A 20905-nucleotide genomic window follows, 5' to 3' on the forward strand; every position below is an offset into this window, starting at 1 on the left:
TAAACCATTGCTCCAACTTTTAATTAGCCGAAGACTTCTTACTCTCTCATTCGCTGAAGGCTCTGTTGAAGACTCTCTATTTATTTCGCTGAAGGCTCTCTATTTATTTCGCTGAAGGCTCATGTTGAGGACTCCAAAAAGTCTTGGGCGAAACGCTGGAGTATGCCGCCCGCGTCATAGATTGACACCTCTTCTGCGGTATCGAGGCGACACTTAACCGGGATCTCAACCACTTCGCCATTGCTGCGGGTCATGATCACCGTTAGCAATGCGCCCGGCGTGCGTTCACCCAGCACATCGTAGGTTTCTGTGCCATCAATCTGATAGGTGTGACGATTAGCGCCATTGGTAAACTCAAGCGGCAATACGCCCATGCCGACTAAGTTAGTGCGGTGTATTCGCTCAAAACCTTCGGCAACAATCACTTCAACTCCTGCAAGGCGTACTCCTTTTGCGGCCCAGTCTCGACTCGAGCCTTGACCGTAATCGGCACCTGCAATAATGATAAGTGGCTGCTTGCGCGCCATGTAGGTTTCAATCGCTTCCCACATGCGTGACTCAATGCCTTCTGGCTCTATACGTGCGTAAGAGCCTTGCTTAACTTCAACTTCACCATTGCTACCAAGCTTAGTGACCATTTCATTAAACAGTTTTGGATTAGCAAAGGTAGCGCGCTGGGCGGTTAAATGGTCGCCGCGGTGAGTCGCATAGGAGTTAAAGTCGACTTCTGGTAAACCCATTTTATCTAAATACGCGCCAGCAGCACTGTCGAGCATAATTGCATTAGATGGCGACAGATGATCGGTGGTGATGTTGTCGCCCAGTACTGCAAGCGGCCGCATTCCCTTCATAGTGCGCTCGCCTGCGAGTGCGCCTTCCCAATAAGGCGGGCGGCGAATGTAAGTACTTTGTGGTCGCCACTCGTATTGAGGATTGACCTTCTGCTGGTTATCGTCGCCATAGTCGACTTTAAGGTCGAACATCGGCTCGTATACTTTACGGAATTGTTCCGGCTTTACACTTTTTGCGATCACCGCATCAATCTCTTCATCTGATGGCCAAAGATCGTTAAGTAAAATATCGTTGCCGTCATTGTCTTGGCCCAGTGCATCCTTTTCAATATCAAAACGAATAGTGCCAGCAATAGCGTAGGCAACCACCAATGGCGGTGACGCTAAGAAAGCTTGCTTGGCGTAAGGGTGAATTCGACCGTCGAAGTTACGATTACCAGAAAGTACCGCAGTTGCGTACAAATCACGGTCGATGACTTCTTGCTGAATTTTCGGATCAAGCGCGCCGCTCATGCCGTTACAAGTGGTACAGGCAAAACCGACAATGCCAAAGCCCAGTTGCTCAAGCTCTGTAAGCAAGTTGGCGTCTTCTAAATACAGTTGCACCGTTTTTGAACCCGGTGCCAATGAGGTTTTTACCCACGGCTTACGCGTCAATCCTTTTGCATTCGCGTTACGTGCAAGTAACCCTGCGGCAATCACATTGCGCGGATTAGAGGTGTTGGTACAACTGGTGATCGCGGCAATAATACAGGCGCCGTCAGGCATTAAGCCTGCTTTGTCACCCGTCATATCCTCAAGTTCACCACTTATGCCTTTAGCGGCAAGGTCTGCTGTAGCAACGCGGCGATGCGGGTTTGATGGACCAGCAATGTTACGCCCAACGCTTGATATATCGAAACGCAGCACGCGTTCATATTCAACATTTTCAAGGGTATCGGCCCAAAGTCCTGCCTGTTTGGCGTAGGTTTCCACAAGTTTCACTTGTTTGTCGTCACGTCCGGTCAGCTTGAGGTAATCAATGGTCTTATCATCGATGTAGAACATGGCAGCCGTGGCGCCAAACTCTGGTGTCATGTTTGAAATCGTTGCTCTATCGCCTAAGGTGAGGTTAGCTGCACCTTCACCAAAGAACTCAAGGTACGTCGATACCACTTTTTCATTACGCAAAAACTCGGTAATCGCCAGCACGATATCGGTTGCGGTAATGCCACTTTGGTGTTTGCCTACCAGCTCAACCCCCACGATATCTGGAAGACGCATATAAGATGGACGACCTAGCATAACGCTTTCCGCTTCTAGTCCACCCACACCGATAGCAATGACGCCCAGCGCATCGACATGTGGCGTGTGGCTGTCGGTACCGACTAAGGTATCTGGAAAGGCTACGCCGTCACGGGACTGCACCACAGGTGACATTTTCTCTAAGTTAATTTGATGCATAATGCCGTTACCCGGCTGGATCACATCAATATTTTTAAAGGCTGTTTTGGTCCAGTTGATAAAATGAAATCTGTCTTCGTTACGTCTATCTTCAATGGCGCGGTTTTTCTCAAACGCATCTTTTTCAAAACCAGCGTGTTCAACAGCTAACGAGTGATCGACAATCAGCTGTGTCGGTACCACGGGGTTTACTTTGGCTGGGTCGCCGCCCTTTTCAGCAATGGCATCACGTAGACCTGCCAAATCCACCAGCGCGGTTTGACCAAGAATATCGTGGCACACCACGCGTGCAGGATACCAAGGAAAATCAAGATCGCGTCTACGCTCGATGATCTGTGTTAGGCAATCGGTTAATGTGTCAGGCGAGCAGCGACGCACTAGGTTCTCGGCATAGACACGCGAACTGTACGGTAGTTTGGCATAAGCGCCAGGGCTGATGGCATTAACGGCGGCCTCAGTATCAAAATAGTCTAATTCTGTGCCGGGCAAAGGTTTACGGTATTGGGTGTTGATATCAGTCATGATGCATTCCAATTTAATTCGTACAGGTTCGAGGGCGCTTCGCTTCTAGGTACTAGGTGTTAGGTTCTAGGTGCTAGAGCGTTCGCAGGCTCACTGCTAGGACGCTTCGCGGCTAGAGCGGGCTGCGCCCTGCTATACAGTCAAAAGCTAAGATAAGGTGCTAGGGCGCTTTGCTTTTAGGTCCTAGGTCCTAGGTCCTAGGTCCTAGGTCCTAGGTCCTAGGTCCTGAGTTCTAAGTCCTGAGCTCTAAGTCCTGAGCTCTAAGTCCTGAGTTCTAGGTCCTGAGCTCTAAGTCCTGAGCTCTAAGTCCTAGGTCTAAGTCCTAGGTCCTGAGTTCTAGCTTCTATCTTTCACTGATAGGTGTGACCGTACGTGGCTCGCTACCGGTATAGTCTGCGCTTGGGCGGATAATACGGTTGTTAGCGCGCTGCTCCATCACGTGCGCTGCCCAGCCAGTAAGGCGTGAGCAGACAAAGATAGGCGTAAATAACTTAGTTGGAATGCCCATAAAATGGTAAGCCGATGCGTGGAAGAAATCGGCGTTACAGAACAGCTTCTTGCTGTCCCACATAAACTCTTCACAAGCGACTGAGATATCGTAAAGTGAGGTGTCGCCAAACTCGTTAGCTAGCTTTTCTGACCAGCCTTTAATGATCACGTTACGTGGATCTGAGGTGCGGTAAATCGCATGACCAAATCCCATGATTTTTTCTTTGCGCTCAAGCATGCCAGCCATTTGGATTTTTGCATCTTCTGGCGAGCTAAACTTTTGGATCATATCCATAGCCGCTTCATTAGCACCGCCATGCAGTGGGCCACGGAGCGTACCGATTGCCCCAGTAATACACGAGAACATGTCTGATAAGGTTGACGCACAAACCCGCGCCGTAAAGGTTGAAGCATTAAACTCATGCTCTGCGTACAGAATGAGTGATACATCCATTACGCGGCGATGTTGCTCAGATGGCGCTTTGCCATTAAGCAGGTGCAAGAAGTGTCCAGCGATTGAGTCTTCATCGGTTACGCTGTCAATTTCAACGCCTTCATGAGAGAACTTGTACCAGTAGCACATGATGGCTGGAAACGCGGCCAGCAAACGGTTTGCTGCTTTGTTTTGCTCGCTAAAGTCATTTTCAGGCTCAAGATTACCTAAGAATGAACAGCCGGTACGCATTACATCCATTGGGTGAGCATCGGCAGGAATGCGTTGTAGCACTTCTTTTAATGCCTTTGGAAGATCACGCTGAGCAAATAGCTCCGTTTTATAGTGATCAAGCTGTATTTGATTAGGAAGCTCGCCGTTAAACAACAAGTAAGCCACTTCTTCAAATGTTGCGTTATCGGCGAGATCTGATATGTCGTAACCACAATACGTTAAGCCCGAACCCGACTTGCCCACGGTACAAAGTGAGGTTTCACCTGCGCTTTGACCACGTAGGCCCGCTCCGCTTAGCTTTTTATCAACCGCTTGTTTTTCCGATGTTTTTGTATCAACCATGACTGTCTTCCTTTTCAATTTGTATTGCTGGTGGCTAAAACGTTAACGTCTTGCCCCGCATTTTTTATAATTTTTTTGCTTATGACTGTGACACTTAACTACGTGCCCAAACACAAGTTGTAAGGTATGCGCGTCGCGGCATGTTGACCGCGACTTTCTCTTGTTTACAGGTTTTTACCTTCGGCAAACAGGCTATCTAGCTTTTGCTCGTAATCGTGGTAGCCCAAGTAATCGTATAGATCCATGCGAGTTTGCATTGAATCAACCACCGCCTTTTGATCGCCATTTTCTAAAATGGAGCTGTAAACCATCTCAGCCGCTTTGTTCATTGCTCTAAAGGCGCTCAGTGGATAAAGCACCATAGAGGCGCCCCACTCGCCCAGCTGCTCTTTGTTCCATAACTCGGTTTGGCCAAACTCGGTGATATTGGCGAGAATTGGAACATCTAGCGCATCGGCGAACGCGCGGTAGTGCTCTTCGGTTTTTACCGCTTCGGCAAAAATGCCGTCAGCACCTGCCGCGACATAGGCTTTAGCACGTGCAATCGCCGCCTCTAAGCCTTCTTGAGCAAATGAGTCAGTGCGGGCCATGATGAAAAAATCAGGATCAGTACGGGCATCGACTGCCGCTTTTATGCGATCAACCATCTCTTGGGTCGACACAATCTCTTTATTTGGACGGTGGCCACAACGCTTTTGTGCTACTTGATCTTCCATGTGTACTGCTGCTGCGCCGGCCTTTTCCATGTCGCGAATGGTTTTAGCAATATTGAACGCGCCGCCCCAGCCGGTGTCGATATCCACCAGCAAAGGTAAGTCACAAGCAGAAGTAATACGCTGCACATCAACAATCACGTCGTTTAGTGATGTCATGCCAAGATCGGGTAAGCCGTATGATGCGTTGGCCACGCCACCGCCAGACAAGTAAATCGCCTGATGACCAATCTTTTTAGCCATCATCGCCGAATAAGCATTGATGGTACCAACGATTTGAAGGGGCTTATTTGCCGCTAGTGCTTCACGAAACTTCTTTCCTGCGCTCATGTGCTGTTCCTTTTGTTTATCGCTTGCTGTGCTGTGGTCTTTACTGGGCTTAGGGCTTAGCTCAAGCACGGCAAAATTTATAATGATATTTTAACTGTCAATTGTTGATTTTTTATGGTTTTGATAAATCATTAGCGAGTTTGTTTTCAATACTCGATTTTGAATATAAAATATGCCGACGCATCAGCATCTCGGCAAGCTCGGCGTCTCGGTTACAGATGGCTTGCACTATGTGTTTATGCTCATCAAAGGCGGTCGTAACACGTGGGCCTGTCATGCCCAGTTGCACGCGATACATACGTACTAAATGATAAATGCCATCAATAAGCATCGAGATTAAATGTTTATTCTTACTGCCTAAGATGATGCGATAGTGAAAATCGACGTCGCCCGCTTCTTGGTAATAACTGCCTGCTGATTGGACTTTCTCAAAGTGGCTATTGAGCAAAGATTGCAAATCATCAATCTCTTGGTCGATCATATTTAATGCCGCTAACCTTGCAGCCATCCCTTCAAGGGACTCTCTCACTTGATAAAGCTCGATTAATCCCTCAGCAGTTAAACTCACTACCCTTGCGCCCACATTGGCTCTGCGCTCAACTAAATGACTGGCCTCTAGACGATTAATCGCTTCGCGGATCACTGCGCGGCTGACGCTGTATTTTGTCGACAACTCGGTTTCACTCAGCTTTGAGCCCTGCACAATCTCGCCCTCTACAATCGCTTTACGTAGCTGAAAGAAGGTTTTGTCTGCACTGGTAACGGGCTGTTCGTTGAAAAATGTCATCGAAAATACAATATTAGTTTTTAATGGATTGTCGACAATCTAGCCAGATAACAATAAACAGTCAACAGTAAACCAACAAATTGTCGACAAAGTTAGAGTAAAGCCTAACAGCCAATTATCTATGACTGGCTAAATATATGGCGCGAAATCGTTACAGAGTCACCTTAAAAACAAGTCGATTTTATACAGGCTCTGTTGGCGTTTTATCATTAGACTTAGTAGGCACAAAACTGACCAAACGTATAAAACTTATGCTGCACAACCTGTTAGGCATGCTGTACAGTGGTAGCAAATTAAGCACACTGCATTAGCCGCAAACAGGGAGCGAATAATGATAATGTTAATCCTTAATGGCAAAAAAGCCGGATTACCACAGATCAGAGAAACCGTTTTAGCGCTTCGCGCTCAAGGTCACAAAGTAGAAGTGCGCTGTACCTGGGAAGGCGGTGATGTTAAGCGATTTGTAAAAGAAGCCAGTAACCTCGGTATTACGCGCGTAATTGCGGGGGGCGGAGACGGAACCGTTAATGAAGTCGCTGAAGCAATTGTTCAACTTAGCCCTGCCGATCCTGCTTTAGAATTAGCGATTTTACCTTTAGGTACCGCTAATGATTTTGCAAGCGCCTGTTTAATCCCCACAGAGATAGAAAGTGCATTAGCTCTTGCCGTTAATGGCAATGCTGTTGCAATTGATATGGCGAAAGCAAATGAACGCCACTTTATCAATGTCGCATCAGCAGGTTTTGGCGCGAAAGTTACAGTTGATACGCCTGTTGAATTAAAAGACCTACTTGGTGGCCAGGCCTACTTTCTCTCTGGATTAGTGCAAGCACTTAACTTTAAGCCTTATCAGGGACAAGTCTCTGCGACACTGGCAAACGGTGACAAAGTTGATCTCAATGGTGAGGGGTTACTCGGCGCCATTTGTAACGGCCGCTTAGCGGGGGGTGGACAAAATCTAGCACCTAACGCCTTACTCAATGACGGTCTGTTAGATGTGTTGTTAATTAAACATTTTCCTACATCTGCGCTTAAGCAAGTTGTCGATGAACTAAAACAACCGTTAGTTAATGCCAAGGATGTTGATGGGAAGCATGTTGATGACAAGTACGTTAATCGAATGCAAGTGACTGAAATAACCTTAACCTCAACACAGTCTTTGCCTGTAAACCTTGACGGCGAGCCAACTTCATATTTACTTCATCACATAAAAGTCTTACCTAAAGCGATAAAGCTTGTTTGTCCTGAAAATTGCCCCGTTTTGATTCAAGACTAACGTCTGAACGCCTGAACGCCTGAACGAATTATCGAATTATCGAATTATCGAATTAAAACAATAAAGCAGTGCCTAGCACTGCTTTTATTGCTTAAACCACGAGCCATTTACGGATTTTTGCTAATTAAGGCTGCCTGTCAGCAAGGTTTTATTTGTCACTTGCCAGTTACCCCCTAGCGCTTTATGCAGGCCAATGGTCATGTGCGCCGTTTGCAGTTTTGCGGCAACGACTCGATCTTTTAGCATATTTTGCTGCCGCTGAGCATCCAAAATAGACAAGTAATCACTGAGACCGGCTTTGTACAATGACTTGGCTTTATTAACCGCATTAGTCGTTTCTTGTTCAGCCTCTATCACTAACTGCACATATTGTTGACTGTGGCCATACCCTTGCAATAGCGTTTCAACCTCACCAAATGCGGCAATTACCGCGTACTGATAGCTCAATACACTGGCATCAAAACGTGCATTTTGCATGTCTACGATGGCGTCGCCGCGGCCACCATCAAATACATTCCAACTCACCCCCACAGCGCCAAGCCAGGCGACGGAGTCACTGCTAAATAAATCATCAAAATCTTTTGCCAGCACACCTGGCGAGCCCGTTAAAAACACTTTCGGGTATTGAGCTGCAATCGATGCTGCGCGCTCTTCGTTCAATGCTGCCATTTCGCGCTCTGCTATCTTAATATCAGGGCGACGATTTAACAGCTCAGCAGGCAAGCCTGTTGGGATAACCCCTTTAAAGTTGGGCAACGGCATAACCTTAGCGAACCTTTGCTGTGCTTGTTTGGGCGTTTCCTCTAATAAAATGGCTAAACGCTGCTTATGCACGTTCTCAGCTATCTCGAGTTGTGGTAGCACCGATTGCGTGGCTGCTAACATTGCCTTTGCCTGCGCTTCATCAAGCTTTGAGCCGTAGCCGCTCTTAACCATCAGCTTAACCAGATCCAGAGTATGTTGTTGATCTGCTATGGTCTGCAACGCTATTTGCTGTCGTTCCTGTGCGCCTCGCATTTGCAAATAATTGTGGATCACATCTGATGTTATCAATGTGGTTAAGCCCTCACGCATAATCACCACCTGATCTTTACGAATAGCGGCTGCATTGGCTTGTCTGTCGATCCGGCCAAATAGATCAACCTCCCAGGCAATGGTTGCTCCCGCAAAAAAGGCACTGTTATTGTCATCAACTAGACCTAAAGATTCTCCCGTCATGGGATGAGTCGCGGTAATGGCACTGCCTAACAATGGGTCATTTTCACTGATTTGCGCATTGCCAAACCCAGCCCCTAAATTGACGGTTGGCACGTTAAAAGATTCTATCGCTTGTTGATAAGATTGCGCCATCTTGACCCGCTGCGCGGCAATTTTAAGCGGTATAGCTTGGTTTTGTGCGTCGATGACCAGTTGATTCAGTATTGGATCATTAAACTGCTGCCACCACGCACTATTTTCACTGCGTTGCTGCTTATTACCTGCGATGGTACCTTGAACACCTTGGTTTAAATATTCACTGTCTAAATGGCTGGTTGGTGCTTGATAGTCTGGGCCAACGGCGCAGCCTGAGAGCATTAACGCAATCGCTATTGGTGCAAGAGGTAAAAGTTTCATATTATTTTTGCTCCAAAACAGCTTGAGTTAATGGCGTGGAAACGTGTTGGCAGTTAAGTTCACTGTTGCGATAAAACAAACAGTAAAACGCCGGCATAATAAACAACGACAGCACAGTTGCAGCAGCTAGGCCACCAATAATGGTTGCCGCCATTTGATCAAACAACCTGTCACTTAAGAGGGGGATCATGCCTAGCGCCGTGGTCAGTGCTCCCATTGATATCGCCATAGTACGATTTAGCGTCGCCGCTTTTACCGCCTCTTTAAGAGGTTTATGAGCAGCGCGCTCAAGTTCAATTTGATCCATCAACACAATGCCATTTTTGATGATCATGCCTGCTAAAGTAATAGCACCAATAAGCGCCATAAAACCAAAGGGTTTATCAAGTAATAGTAAAGTCCAAGTTGCACCAATTGCCGCTAAAGGAAGCGTAATTAGAATAATGGCCGGCTGCTTAAAGCCGTTGAACATCGCCACCATGATCACCACCATCATCAACAATGCTTTAGGCATTTGGTTTAACGTGTCAGAGATTGCACGATCTTCATCATAGTACTCACCACCCCATTCAAATGAATAGCCTGCAGGCAGTTCAATCGCCTCAATTTGAGCTTTGACTTGATTACGTGCCTGCGCTGGAGTGATATCAAATACATCCGCTTGGGCGGTAATGGTCGGTACCCGGTTGCGACGCCAAATCATGCTCTCTTCAAATTTAAGCTCAAACTCATCAACCACCTGCCCCAGTGGTACACTGTGAATACCTAACAGTGAACGGACTGGCAAGGTTTGTAGATGACTTAAGTCGCTGTCTGCACTTCTAAAGCTAATTGGGATCAGTTGATCGCCTTGATTGAGAATACCGATTGTCATACCGTCGGTAGCTCGTTTAATTGCCAACGATATATCCGTACGGTTTATACCTGCTCGCCTTGCTTGTTCTTGATTAATGACGGGGTCAATCACTTTACTGAGTTGGCGCCAGTCATCACGCACATATTTAATATTAGGATTGTCGGCTAAAATCAGCTGCGCTTGATCCGATAGCTGATGTAACACTTGAGGATCTGGACCGGTAAATCTTGCTTCAATACTAAACTTATCTTTAGTGGCTAATTTTAACGCCCTAAATCTTGGTTCAGAATTAGGAAACTGCTTAGCAAGCCAGAGATCGCCACGTTTAGTGAGCTCTGCAATAGCCTCATAATCTTCAACGTTAATCACAATTTGACCATAGCTTGGATCATATGGCTCAGGCTCAACCGTTACCGAGAATCGAGGTGCGCTCGCACCGACATAACTAGAGATGCTGCTAACTTCTGGTTGTTGAATTAACCAACCTTCAATTTTTTTCATATCTGATGATGTTTGTTCTATCTTGCTGCCATTAGGTAGCCAGTAATCAAGAAACACCATAGGTCTGTCAGAGCTTGGAATAAAATTGATAGCAACATACGGCACGGCCATCGCAGTGATAAGTAACAACGGCATTACCATTGATATGGCTTTAACCGGATACTGAACAGTCCAAGCCACCGCACGCTGGTATCGGCTAGGTTTTGGCGCTGATTGAGTGTGTTTATGACTCGGGGTTATCCATAGCCAACATAGCAAGGGCGTGAGTGTTACCGCCACCAGCCATGAAAAAAGTAACGATGAACAGATAATCAAGAACACCGAACTTGCGAACTCCCCGGCGTCTGTTTGTGAGAACAACACAGGGCTTGACCCCATAATCGCAATCACAGTGGCAGCAAATAGCGGCTTTGATGTTTCTTTTACCGACTGAATCGCGGCTTTGGTGCGCTCAACGCCCTGATTAAGTTTCACCACAAATAGATCGGTAATAACAATTGCATTGTCTACCAGCATACCTAAGGCCAAAATGAAGGTGCCTAAAGACACCCGCTGCAAATCCACTCCGGCGAGATACATGTAGATAAGCGTTAATAAGATAGTAAACAGTAAACTACTGCCCACTATGGTTGCGCTTTTAAAGCCCATAAACACCAGTAGCACGGCAAATACAATCGCCACGCTTTCTAGCAAATTAATCACAAAGTCTTGTATCGATTTAGCCACTTCATCGGGTTGGAATGCGATGGTGCCAATTTCAATACCAAGTGGTAACTCTTGTTGGTAATTTTCAATCACTTGGGTCAGGCTTTCTCCCAAACTGACCACATTAATCCCTTCAACGGGGCTGACTGCTAATGTAATCGCTTCTTTACCATTAAAACGGCTTAGTGTGGTTACAGGGCTTTGGTAACCTAAACTGACATCGGCAATATCTCCTAGGCGTAACAAACCTGTGCTGTACGGCCCGATACCGCCTTTAATGATGAGGTTTTTAATATCATCGACAGATTTAAATGCACTACTTTGATCGACACGAATACGCTCGTCATTAGCGGCAAAACTACCACTGTCAAACGTTAAGTTTTGAGTTGAGAGTTGGTTAATCACTTGAATGGATGACAAACCATAATGGGCTAAGCGCTCTTCGGGTAAATCAATATACACCGCTTGATTTTGCACGCCGTGAAGTTCAATCTTTTTAATACCGTCTACGGTTTTTAAGCGTCGTTGTAGCTCTTTCGCGTACTGACGTAACGCTTCAGGTTGAGTCTTGTCGCCATAAACGCTAAATAACATGCCATACACTTCTGAAAATTCATCTTGAACAATGCTTATTTGTGCCGTTGCTGGTAGAGAGAGTTTCACATCAGCAATTTTACGTCGCAGAAGATCCCACTCTTGGGGAAGATTTTTTGAGTCCGTTGATTCCTTAAGATCAATAAAAATCATTGAACTGCCCGGACGAGATAACGAGCGCAATTTCCACATCGAGCCCATCTCTTGCAGTTTCGTTTCGATTTTATCCGTTACCTGCAGTTCAATCTCTTTGGCAGACGCGCCCGGATAGAGGGTAACCACTACAGCGCTTTTTACCGTAAATGATGGATCTTCTAGTTTGCCTAACTCAAAGTAAGACACCAAACCAACAATCACGCATAACACACTAAAGAACAGCACAAACACTCGCTGTTTTATGGCAAATTCAGCTAAATTCATCATGACTCCTAATAACTAAATGGCTTGATGATGGTGTTAGATATAAGCTGATCGGGCGCAATATAGTGCACTCCAGCAGTGATAATTTGGTCACCTCTTGTTAGCTCTCCAGTCAAACAAGCGCTGTGACTTTGTAATGACGTAATATTCACAGGCATGAGTACGGCTCGGTGCGATTTAATGACATAGAGGTTGTTGTTTTTGCCGTCAGCCACAATTGCGGCATAAGGAACACAAAAACGATTAAGCTGATGCTTAAAGGCCACATCAACTTGTACCGCTTTGCCTGGCAGTGCGGTTGTTGCGTGATTAAGCACAAATTCAACTTTGTAGGTTTGTTTTATGGGATCGGCTAATGTGTCCATTGCCCCAATTTTTGCCTTTATCACCTTATCACTACCATGCCAACGCACCTCTGCAAGCGTACTGTTATTGAGCTTTGCCATTAAATTCTCTGGAACATCAACCACCGCCTTCATTGCACCAAGCTGATGTAACGAAAATAATGGGTTACCAGGCGCTGTTTGTTCAAAAGCTTGCTGACTCTTTGAGCCTATCACTCCGTCAAAGGGGGCTCTGAGCTCGGTATAACGTAAGGCATCTTTCGCTTTTTGCAGATTCTGGTTCACCACTTCGACCATTGCTAAGCTGCGCTTATATCCACTTTGCGCTCTATCTAAGTTCACTGCAGAAATGGCGTCATCTGCTATAGCTTGCTGAACACGCTTAAGCTCTGCGCTTGCAAGTTGGTGGGCCGCTTTTGCTTCTTCTAAGCGGGCGTTGAGTTCTGCCACATTGACTTGGTAGTCATGGGGCTCAAGTGTTGCGAGTAATTGCCCTTGCAACACACTATCGCCACTGTTAACTAAAATGGCTTCAATAGTGCCAGCAACTTTAAATGCTAGATACGCGGTTTGAGTCGCTTCTAGTACGCCTGAGAATTGTTTGACTTGGCTTAATTGTGACTCGTTAAGCTGCATAATTTGAACAGGACGTTCAATTTTACTGGTGATAGTTGTGGTTTGAGCGGGTGCTTGGCTGCATCCGCTGAGCAAGCATAAGGCCAATGGTGTGATAGCAAATTTGCTAATTGTTTTAGTTGAGATCTGCATCTCTTTCTCCCAATACTGATATTGGGAGGAAGTGTAAGTGTTTAACTTATTGAGATAATCTAGCGATACCGCACCAAACTGTCATGAAAATCATGACAAAGATGCGCGTTCAGGAATTTCTTGTAATAAAAAATCAATCAATAATCGAGTCGGTAAACTAATGCCTTTTCGGTCTGGATAGATAAGCCATACGTCCTCTTTCTTTGACTCATACTCGGGCAAAATCCTAACCAAGTTTTGACTTTCTATAGCAGCAAGAGCAAACAAAGGAGGCATAAAACCAATCCCTTGACCGCCTACTATCGCCCGACGAACTAATCCCATATGATTAGCGCTTAAACGGCAATTAACCTTAATCGTCTCACTGATTAAATCCCAGTTATCATCTAATGTCCCATCTGGCCAGCGATAACAGATCGTTTGATGAGCAGACAATTGTGCTAACGTCGTCGGCGCGCCATGCTTGGCAATATATTCAGGGCTGGCATACATGCCTCGCCCTAAACTTAAGATTTTTCGGGCAATAAACCCTGAATCTTTTATTTTTCCGGCATGCAATACAAAGTCTAAACCTTGATTGTAAATATCGTTAACGTAGTTATTTGTAAAACGCAGATCCAGCTCAATATCCGGGTACAGGAGTTGAAATTTGGCCAATGCGGGCTGAAGTGCTTCATCACTCTCGGGTAAAAATCCGACTTTAACCTTGCCTACAGGTTTTTCATCGAGATCGAGCAATTTATTCTTAGCTTGTTCAAAGCCATCAAGTACACCTAACAGGTCGTGATAATACGTTTCGCCATGCTGGGTCAAGCGTAATTGACGCGTTGTGCGGAAAAAAAGCTGCGCATTAAGAGACTTTTCTAGATCACCTATGCGGCGGCTGACATTAGCACGAGGCAGATCAAGTGCGGTGGCTGCTGCGGTAAAGCTACCTAGCTTAACCACAATAGTGAACAATTTTAGATCTTCTATACGCATTGAATAACCTCATCAATTTTCAATAAAATGGCAAAATCCAGTCAAGCTATACGGCAAAACTGTAGCGGTTTTTCACTTCAGCTCATAATTTTGTGTCTACCCATGTGGCCTAGTCCACAAAATTGGTCGCGGTGATATTGGCATCAATAATATTGAGCATTGGTATGATCCACGATGTTAATACCAACCAGCAATAAAATATGATGGTTCACATAAAATCAAGCGCTAAGAGCAAGAGCGTAGTGACTTGCTAGCGTTATTAACTGGCAGGAATGACAAGGGGGAAATTAATCTTTGTAGCGAATGAATTCGACCATTCTACTATGGTAAAACCTTACGGCTCATGTACACTCATAACATACTGACTTATCGGATAAGTTCATGAGCCAACGTACTCTTCATACACTCTTCAAACCTACATCGGTTGCCATTATTGGGGCGTCAAACAAACCTAAGCGAGCCGGTAATGTATTGATGAAAAATCTGCTCTCCGGTGGGTTTTCCGGCCCTATCATGCCAGTGACACCAAAATATGAAGCCGTTATGGGCGTGCTCGCTTATCCCAATATTCAATCACTGCCACTTAAACCCGATTTAGCCATTATCTGCACTGCTGCAAAAAGCGTACCTGGCGTTATTGAGACCTTGGCTCAGTTTGGTTGCAAAGTCGCCATTGTCATGGCATCGGGTATGGCCGATGAGTTTAACGAGGATGGCGTCAGTCTCTTAAGTCAGATGCAGCAATTTGCTGTTCGATACGGCATGCGGATCTTAGGCCCAAACAGTTTAGGCATGATATTGCCCAACATAGGGTTAAACGCGAGCCTTGCTCACACTGCCGCCCTGCCCGGAAAAATCGCATTTGTATCCCAATCTGCCGCTATCTGTACCACAGTGCTCGATTGGGCAAATAATAAAGGCATTGGTTTTTCATCATTTATTTCCCTCGGTGATGCCAACGATATTAACTTTGATGAACTGTTAGATTATTTAGGCCGTGACGCTAAAACCGATGCAATCTTGCTCTATATCGATTCGGTTAATGAAAAGCGTCATTTCTTATCAGCCGCTCGCGCTGCATCGCGTAATAAGCCAATAATCGTGATTAAGTCAGGCCGAAGCATAGAGGGTACTAGTGCCGCACAACTGCATACTGGTGGCCTGTCGGGCAATGATGCTGTGTATGAGGCAGCCTTTAGGCGTGCCGGTATGCTGCGAGTGAATGATCTTATTGAACTGTTTGCCGCAGTAGAAACTTTAGCGCACTCAAGACCATTACAAGGGGAGCGACTTGGGATCATCAGTAATGGCGGAGGCCCTGCTGTACTTGCCCTTGATGAACTGATATTGGGTGGCGGGAAACTGCCTCCTTTATCTACTGAGATCTGCCAGCGGTTGAATACACTTTTACCAAAGAGCTGGTCTGGACAAAACCCAGTTGATATTGGCGGTGACTCTGACGCTGTGCGTTATGCTAAATCACTTGAGATCTTAATGGATAGTGACGATCTCGACGCCATTTTAGTCCTTCATTCTCCTTCAGCTTTAGGGGAAAGTGTTGAGATAGCTGAAGCTATTGCTAAAACAATTTCAGAACACCCGAATCGTCACCGGATCAATATTTTAACCAATTGGAGTGGCGAAGACTCGGCTTATGAAGCCCGTAAGCACTTTTCAAAATCACGGATCCCAACTTACCGGACGCCAGAAGGTGCCGTGGGCGCTTTTATGCACATGGTGGAGTATCGCCGCAATCAAAAGTTGTTGCAGGAAGTTCCGCAATCTATCCCTAATAATATTCCCGCCGATGCAACATTTGCGCGAGACAGGTTACAACAGGCGTTAAACCAAGGAAAGACAATACTAGAGACCCATGAGTCGAGCGCTATCTTAAATGCTTATGGGCTCAAGACTATCGACACCTGGTTTGCCAGTACACCTGAGCAGGCGGTTGAATTTGCCAACCAAGCGGGTTACCCCATCGCGCTAAAAGTGCAATCACCGAGTATTCACCATAAATCTGACGTGCACGGCGTGATGCTGAACTTAACCTCTGATCTTGAGGTTGAACTGGCAGCAAAGGCCATGATAGAGCGCGTGATCTCACTCAATCCTGAGGCGAAAATCGAGGGGTTAATCGTGCAGAAGATGGCTCTTACTGCTGGGGCTCAAGAGATCCGCGTCGCAGTTGCCAATGATCCAGTGTTTGGGCCTGCAATTTTACTTGGCGAAGGTGGCTCTGAATGGGAACCCACTAAAGATGCGGTCGTTGCCCTGCCTCCACTGAATATGACATTGGCTCGCTATATGGTGATCCAGGCGCTAAAAACACAAAAGCTTCGTGATCGACATTTGCCACTGGGCTTAAATATGCACGCACTGTGTATTATGCTAACGCAAATCTCTCACCTCATCATAGATTGCCCCGAAATCGCTACCCTAGATCTGAACCCTGTATTGTGCGCTGGAGAACAAATCACCTTATTAGATGTGAATATTGGGCTGCAACAAGAACCCATAGATAACGCCTCTAGACTGGCTATTTCACCTTATCCAAAAGAACTTGAGCAGATAGCCACCCTTAAAAATGGCAGCAAAGTGATGTTAAGACCGATTTTACCGGAGGATGAACCCAAACATCTCGCTTTTGATAACTCCCTGTCAGATGAAGATCGCTATAAGCGTTATTTTGGTGTGCGCTCTAAAATGACCCATGAAGAGATGGCTGTATTAACCCAGATTGATTACGCCCGCGAGATGGCCTTTATAGCCACCTCGATAGATGCAGAGGGCGAAGAAACGACCTTAGGCGCGATAAGAGCCTCTATCGATCCTGACAATACCGAAGCTGAGTTTGCCATGGCGGTGCGCAGTAACTACCAGGGACAAGGCCTAGGAAAACTGCTACTTGAAAAACTGATCAAGTATTACAAAGATAACGACACCCTTGTGCTGACTGGCTTTACCATGTTTGAGAATAGAAATATGGCCAGCTTAGCTAAACGTCTTGGCTTTACTGTCACTTTTGATATGGAAGACCGCTTGATTAACATGCATATGGATTTAAAATCCTCCCCAAATTAATACAATTGGTATAACTGAGCCAATCACAAAAAGGCCGTTAAGATTTCATCTTAACGGCCTTTTTCATTTTTAGCTTTCAAGCTTTAAGCTTTAAGCTGGTCAAATCTCAAACCATGTACTCAATCTTTTTCAAACTCAATCATGTTCAAACTAAATCATGTTCAAACTAAATTGGAGTTTCTACAACTCTTTCAGCAATGACACAGTTTCGACCCGCTGATTTAGCCCGGTATAAGGCTTCATCAGCCCGAATAAAATAACTGTCTTTATCATCTTCAGCCTTTAATGATGCTACGCCAACCGAGACGGTAATATTGCCAAGGGGTAACTTTTTATCTTTACCAATCGTAAGATTACGCTCGGCGATCTTTCGCCTTAAATTCTCGGCTACGATACTTGCGTCTTCGAGTCTTGTATTTGATAACAAGATAACAAACTCTTCGCCGCCATAACGTGCAACGAAATCATCTCCTTTAACGCTGTTCTTTAATGCTTGAGCAACGTAAGCCAGAACTTTGTCACCAATTAAATGACCATGTACATCGTTAAACCTTTTGAAGTAGTCAATATCGACCACCAATAGGCTACTTTCAAAATTAGTATGATTGAAGCTATCAATATGACTGATCACTTCTTTATCGAATGCACGGCGATTATTCAACGACGTTAGCTCATCGGTCATAGCCACGGATCGAAGCTCGACCATCTCCGTTTTAAGGGCCACGACCTCTTCACTTATGCTTGTTAAACTTTTGTCCATTTCACTGTTAGCTGCAATGATCTCATCGAGTTCACTACTGAAGCTATCGACCAATTTTTGCATAACGATAGGATCGGGATCTTGTTTTAATGCATTATTAAAGTCAGTTAATGAAGTAGAAAATTGTGATGTGCCCTTACTCATGTTGGCTATTTTGGCCAGTAAACTATTTATCAGTACTTGAGTTTCTAATTGGACGTTTTCAATCACTTCTGGCGAGTTAACTAAGATATACTTTTTATACAAACTATGACTTACATCTGGAGTAAAGCTGACGTTGGTACTCAATAAGCCGTCAATCGCACGCTTTAAGTCAAGGTTAATCCCTTTATAGTATTCATACCAAACAGCGTAATTTTCCGGAGTGACTGGAACTTTGAGTTCAGACATCTTAGGCACTGCATGACGTAAAATCTTAGCTGATAGTTCTGTTTCTGATATATGCTGCGCCATATCCATTGTATAAGTCACTCCATCTTGATAACTTTACTTATCAATACTTTAAACAAAAAAGAGGATGTTGCCATCCCCTTTTATCAATAATTTTGATTTTATTTTCTACAACTTGAAAAGATATCAGCTTTAGGCCGATAAACCTCGCTGCTTACATTCATCAAACCAAGCAAGCTATCGAATAAATTATCGTGAGAAAAACCGCCCTTGCTAGCTTCCTGCGCTAAGCAAGCAAGGTCTAAGTGATTTTGTTTTGAAAAACCTGCTGAGAACCAGCCCAGGAAAGGTACTTTGGTTTGCTCTTCAGGCGCAAATGAGAAAGGTGTACCGTGAAGATACATTCCTTTTTCTCCTAATGACTCACCATGATCTGATATATAGAGCATTGCGGTGTCAAACTCTGCACTTGATGCTTTTAGCTTATTAACAACTTCTGAAAGAATAAAGTCGGTATATAAAATAGTATTGTCATAAGTGTTGACTAGCTCTTCGTGACTACAGTTTTGAATATCGCTACGTTGACAATCTGGCACAAAATGACGGTGTTCCTCTGGATAACGTAGATAATACGTTGGCCCATGAGAACCAATGATGTGTAACACTAATAACGTATCTTCATCTTTAATGGTTTTAAGCCGCTTACCCAGCGCATTTAGTAAAACTTGATCGTAGCAATACTCGCCATTACATAGTTTGGGGTCGCTATCATGATCGATAACGACGTGTTCGATATTCTGGCAAACACCTTTACAGCCGCTGTCATTGTCGAGCCACTCGAGCTGGACCCCCGCATGATTTAACACATCGATGACACTGTCTTGGGCTTTTTCTCGGCGCGAATCATAATTAACACGATCCATTCTAGAAAACATGCATGGTAAAGATACTGCGGTGGCAGTACCGCATGAGTGCGTGTCTTTAAACACGACTAAGCCCTGATCTTGAGTGTGTACATTGGTAGGCTTATCGTAACCATAATAAGAATAATTAGCTGCTCGGGCAGTTTCCCCTACCACTAAAACAACTAAATTTGGCTTGGTTTTATCTGTGGTGTTTTTAGCATCTAAGCCTATCTGCTTGTACACAAGCGGCTCTTGTAGGTAGTTAACTTTTATATATTTAACTGTTGAGCCAATAAAATAAGTTGGAATGATATAACGCTTCATAATGTCGTTATTACGTCCAAATGCGACATAGTTTTGATAATAAAACATCGCAATGACCACTATGCCCGCCAGCATAGACAACATAAATATCACCTTATGCAACAGTTCTTTCGTTATAGGCTTGTACTGAATATTGGCTTTATAGATAAACAGTGAAGGGATCACGCCTGTTACGACAAAATTAACGACCGATGCCCAATTAAGGTAGGTAGCGGCTTCAGATTGGTTAGTCTGAACTGTATTTTCAATCATGCCATAGTCAAACACCACGCCGTATTGAAATGCTGCAAAAAATACACTCGATGACATTAAAGTCAGAATAATAAAAAACGGCTTAGCCAGATACTTTACGCTAAAGATGCTAAATAAAAATGATAGAGCAAAAAACAGAAATAAAGGCATACTGGCAATAAATGCCATATTAGCATCTGCTTGTTTGTCTACGCCCTGTTTAATAATTTGAAAAAGAGGAATATTGAACACGCATACGTAGTAAATCGAAAGTATGGCAGTGAATTGAATACTATTTAAATTTTTAAGACGTGCTAGCACCTAGTTTACTCACTTAAATTTTTTGAATGCTGAGGGCTTTCCTTGCCTGGAGCCTGTTGTCGACAGATATCCTCTATACTAGCAGCTGAGGCATATCACTCAAAGCGTATAAGACAAATGTACGATACATTTTCGCAAAAAACGTATCATTTGTAACATCAAAAGAAACTAATGACTAGTAGACAGGTTTTGATTGGGTAAGTTCGACTGGGGATCAAGCTTATTTAGCATGTGGTAACGCGCGAAGGTGTAATTGATTATGACCCGCTCGCGAGTCATATTTGTATAGCCACTAATACAGCTAAACTTATTGTCTAGAATTCTCGATTAATTCTTTCTAAAAAATGTAATAACTGAGCGCGCTCGGTAGCATCAAACTTAGCCGTTAAGTCTTGAGTAAGCTGTATGTGAAGTTTATCGTGCTCTTCGAACATTTCGCGTCCACTTTCAGTCAGCTCAACTAATATTGAGCGTCTGTCATTTGCATGTGGGACTCGAATAACTAGGCCAGCATCAACCATTTTATCGATTTGAACAGTTAATGTCCCAGTGGTAATACCAATCTTTTGTGCGAGCTCTTTCATTCGCATTGGACCATTTAAGCCCAAAATTTCAACCGTGTGAACTTGAGGTAAACTAAAGCCTTTATCTTTGACTACAGCCATTTCCCAAGATGATAACTTCTCGTAAAATTCGATCATGGCATGATTTAAATTATCATCTTGGTTATTCATATAATTAGTTCCT

General features: G+C 44.6%; 13 protein-coding genes. 2 read left to right on the forward strand and 11 right to left on the reverse strand.

From position 1 onward, the window contains the following. Positions 1 to 119 precede the first annotated feature (119 nt). The 4 genes from acnD to ACVBIO_RS13975 form a co-directional block, all read right to left on the reverse strand. Positions 120 to 2756 carry a Fe/S-dependent 2-methylisocitrate dehydratase AcnD gene (gene acnD, locus ACVBIO_RS13960; RefSeq protein WP_447172846.1) on the reverse strand — a complete coding sequence of 879 codons (2637 nt, stop codon included), beginning with the start codon at positions 2754 to 2756 and terminating at the stop codon, positions 120 to 122. 343 nt (positions 2757 to 3099) lie between these two features. Next, positions 3100 to 4254 carry a bifunctional 2-methylcitrate synthase/citrate synthase gene (gene prpC / locus ACVBIO_RS13965; RefSeq protein ID WP_447172847.1) on the reverse strand — a complete coding sequence of 385 codons (1155 nt, stop codon included), beginning with the start codon at positions 4252 to 4254 and terminating at the stop codon, positions 3100 to 3102. A gap of 164 nt (positions 4255 to 4418) precedes the next feature. Then, positions 4419 to 5297 (reverse strand): methylisocitrate lyase, encoded by an 879-nt coding sequence (gene prpB, locus ACVBIO_RS13970; RefSeq protein ID WP_447172848.1) that lies wholly within the window; start codon positions 5295 to 5297, stop codon positions 4419 to 4421. A 112-nt stretch (positions 5298 to 5409) separates the two neighbouring features. After that, entirely contained in the window at positions 5410 to 6084 is a 675-nt protein-coding gene (locus tag ACVBIO_RS13975; protein ID WP_447172849.1) for a GntR family transcriptional regulator, read from the reverse strand. A gap of 331 nt (positions 6085 to 6415) precedes the next feature. Here ACVBIO_RS13975 and yegS point away from each other — a divergent pair, with 331 nt between their 5' ends. After that, the gene (gene yegS, locus ACVBIO_RS13980; RefSeq protein WP_447172850.1) at positions 6416 to 7360 is read left to right on the forward strand and encodes a lipid kinase YegS; all 945 of its coding nucleotides are present in this window, start codon (positions 6416 to 6418) and stop codon (positions 7358 to 7360) included. Between the two features lie 120 nt (positions 7361 to 7480). Here the strand turns inward: yegS and ACVBIO_RS13985 are convergent, their stop codons facing one another. From ACVBIO_RS13985 to ACVBIO_RS14000, 4 genes are all read right to left on the reverse strand, one after another. Continuing rightward, a complete protein-coding gene (locus ACVBIO_RS13985) occupies positions 7481 to 8974 on the reverse strand; it encodes an efflux transporter outer membrane subunit (protein WP_447172851.1) in 1494 nt (497 codons plus the stop codon). Between the two features lies 1 nt (position 8975). Next, a complete protein-coding gene (locus ACVBIO_RS13990; protein ID WP_447172852.1) occupies positions 8976 to 12050 on the reverse strand; it encodes an efflux RND transporter permease subunit in 3075 nt (1024 codons plus the stop codon). Between the two features lie 8 nt (positions 12051 to 12058). Continuing rightward, positions 12059 to 13162 carry an efflux RND transporter periplasmic adaptor subunit gene (locus tag ACVBIO_RS13995; protein ID WP_447164428.1) on the reverse strand — a complete coding sequence of 368 codons (1104 nt, stop codon included), beginning with the start codon at positions 13160 to 13162 and terminating at the stop codon, positions 12059 to 12061. Positions 13163 to 13252: 90 nt separating this feature from the next. Continuing rightward, positions 13253 to 14143 carry a LysR family transcriptional regulator gene (locus ACVBIO_RS14000; RefSeq protein ID WP_447161934.1) on the reverse strand — a complete coding sequence of 297 codons (891 nt, stop codon included), beginning with the start codon at positions 14141 to 14143 and terminating at the stop codon, positions 13253 to 13255. A 381-nt stretch (positions 14144 to 14524) separates the two neighbouring features. On the opposite strand from ACVBIO_RS14000, the gene ACVBIO_RS14005 reads away from it, so the two are divergent. Continuing rightward, positions 14525 to 17227 (forward strand): bifunctional acetate--CoA ligase family protein/GNAT family N-acetyltransferase, encoded by a 2703-nt coding sequence (locus tag ACVBIO_RS14005; RefSeq protein WP_447172853.1) that lies wholly within the window; start codon positions 14525 to 14527, stop codon positions 17225 to 17227. A 166-nt stretch (positions 17228 to 17393) separates the two neighbouring features. On the opposite strand, the gene ACVBIO_RS14010 is transcribed toward ACVBIO_RS14005, so the two are convergent. From ACVBIO_RS14010 to ACVBIO_RS14020, 3 genes are all read right to left on the reverse strand, one after another. Next, the gene (locus ACVBIO_RS14010; RefSeq protein ID WP_447161936.1) at positions 17394 to 18446 is read right to left on the reverse strand and encodes a GGDEF domain-containing protein; all 1053 of its coding nucleotides are present in this window, start codon (positions 18444 to 18446) and stop codon (positions 17394 to 17396) included. Positions 18447 to 18538: 92 nt separating this feature from the next. After that, the gene (locus ACVBIO_RS14015) at positions 18539 to 20158 is read right to left on the reverse strand and encodes a phosphoethanolamine transferase (protein WP_447172854.1); all 1620 of its coding nucleotides are present in this window, start codon (positions 20156 to 20158) and stop codon (positions 18539 to 18541) included. 314 nt (positions 20159 to 20472) lie between these two features. Beyond that, positions 20473 to 20892 (reverse strand): MarR family winged helix-turn-helix transcriptional regulator, encoded by a 420-nt coding sequence (locus tag ACVBIO_RS14020; protein WP_447161938.1) that lies wholly within the window; start codon positions 20890 to 20892, stop codon positions 20473 to 20475. Positions 20893 to 20905: the final 13 nt, after the last annotated feature.

The sequence above is a fragment of the Shewanella sp. 0m-8 genome (assembly GCF_052977265.1).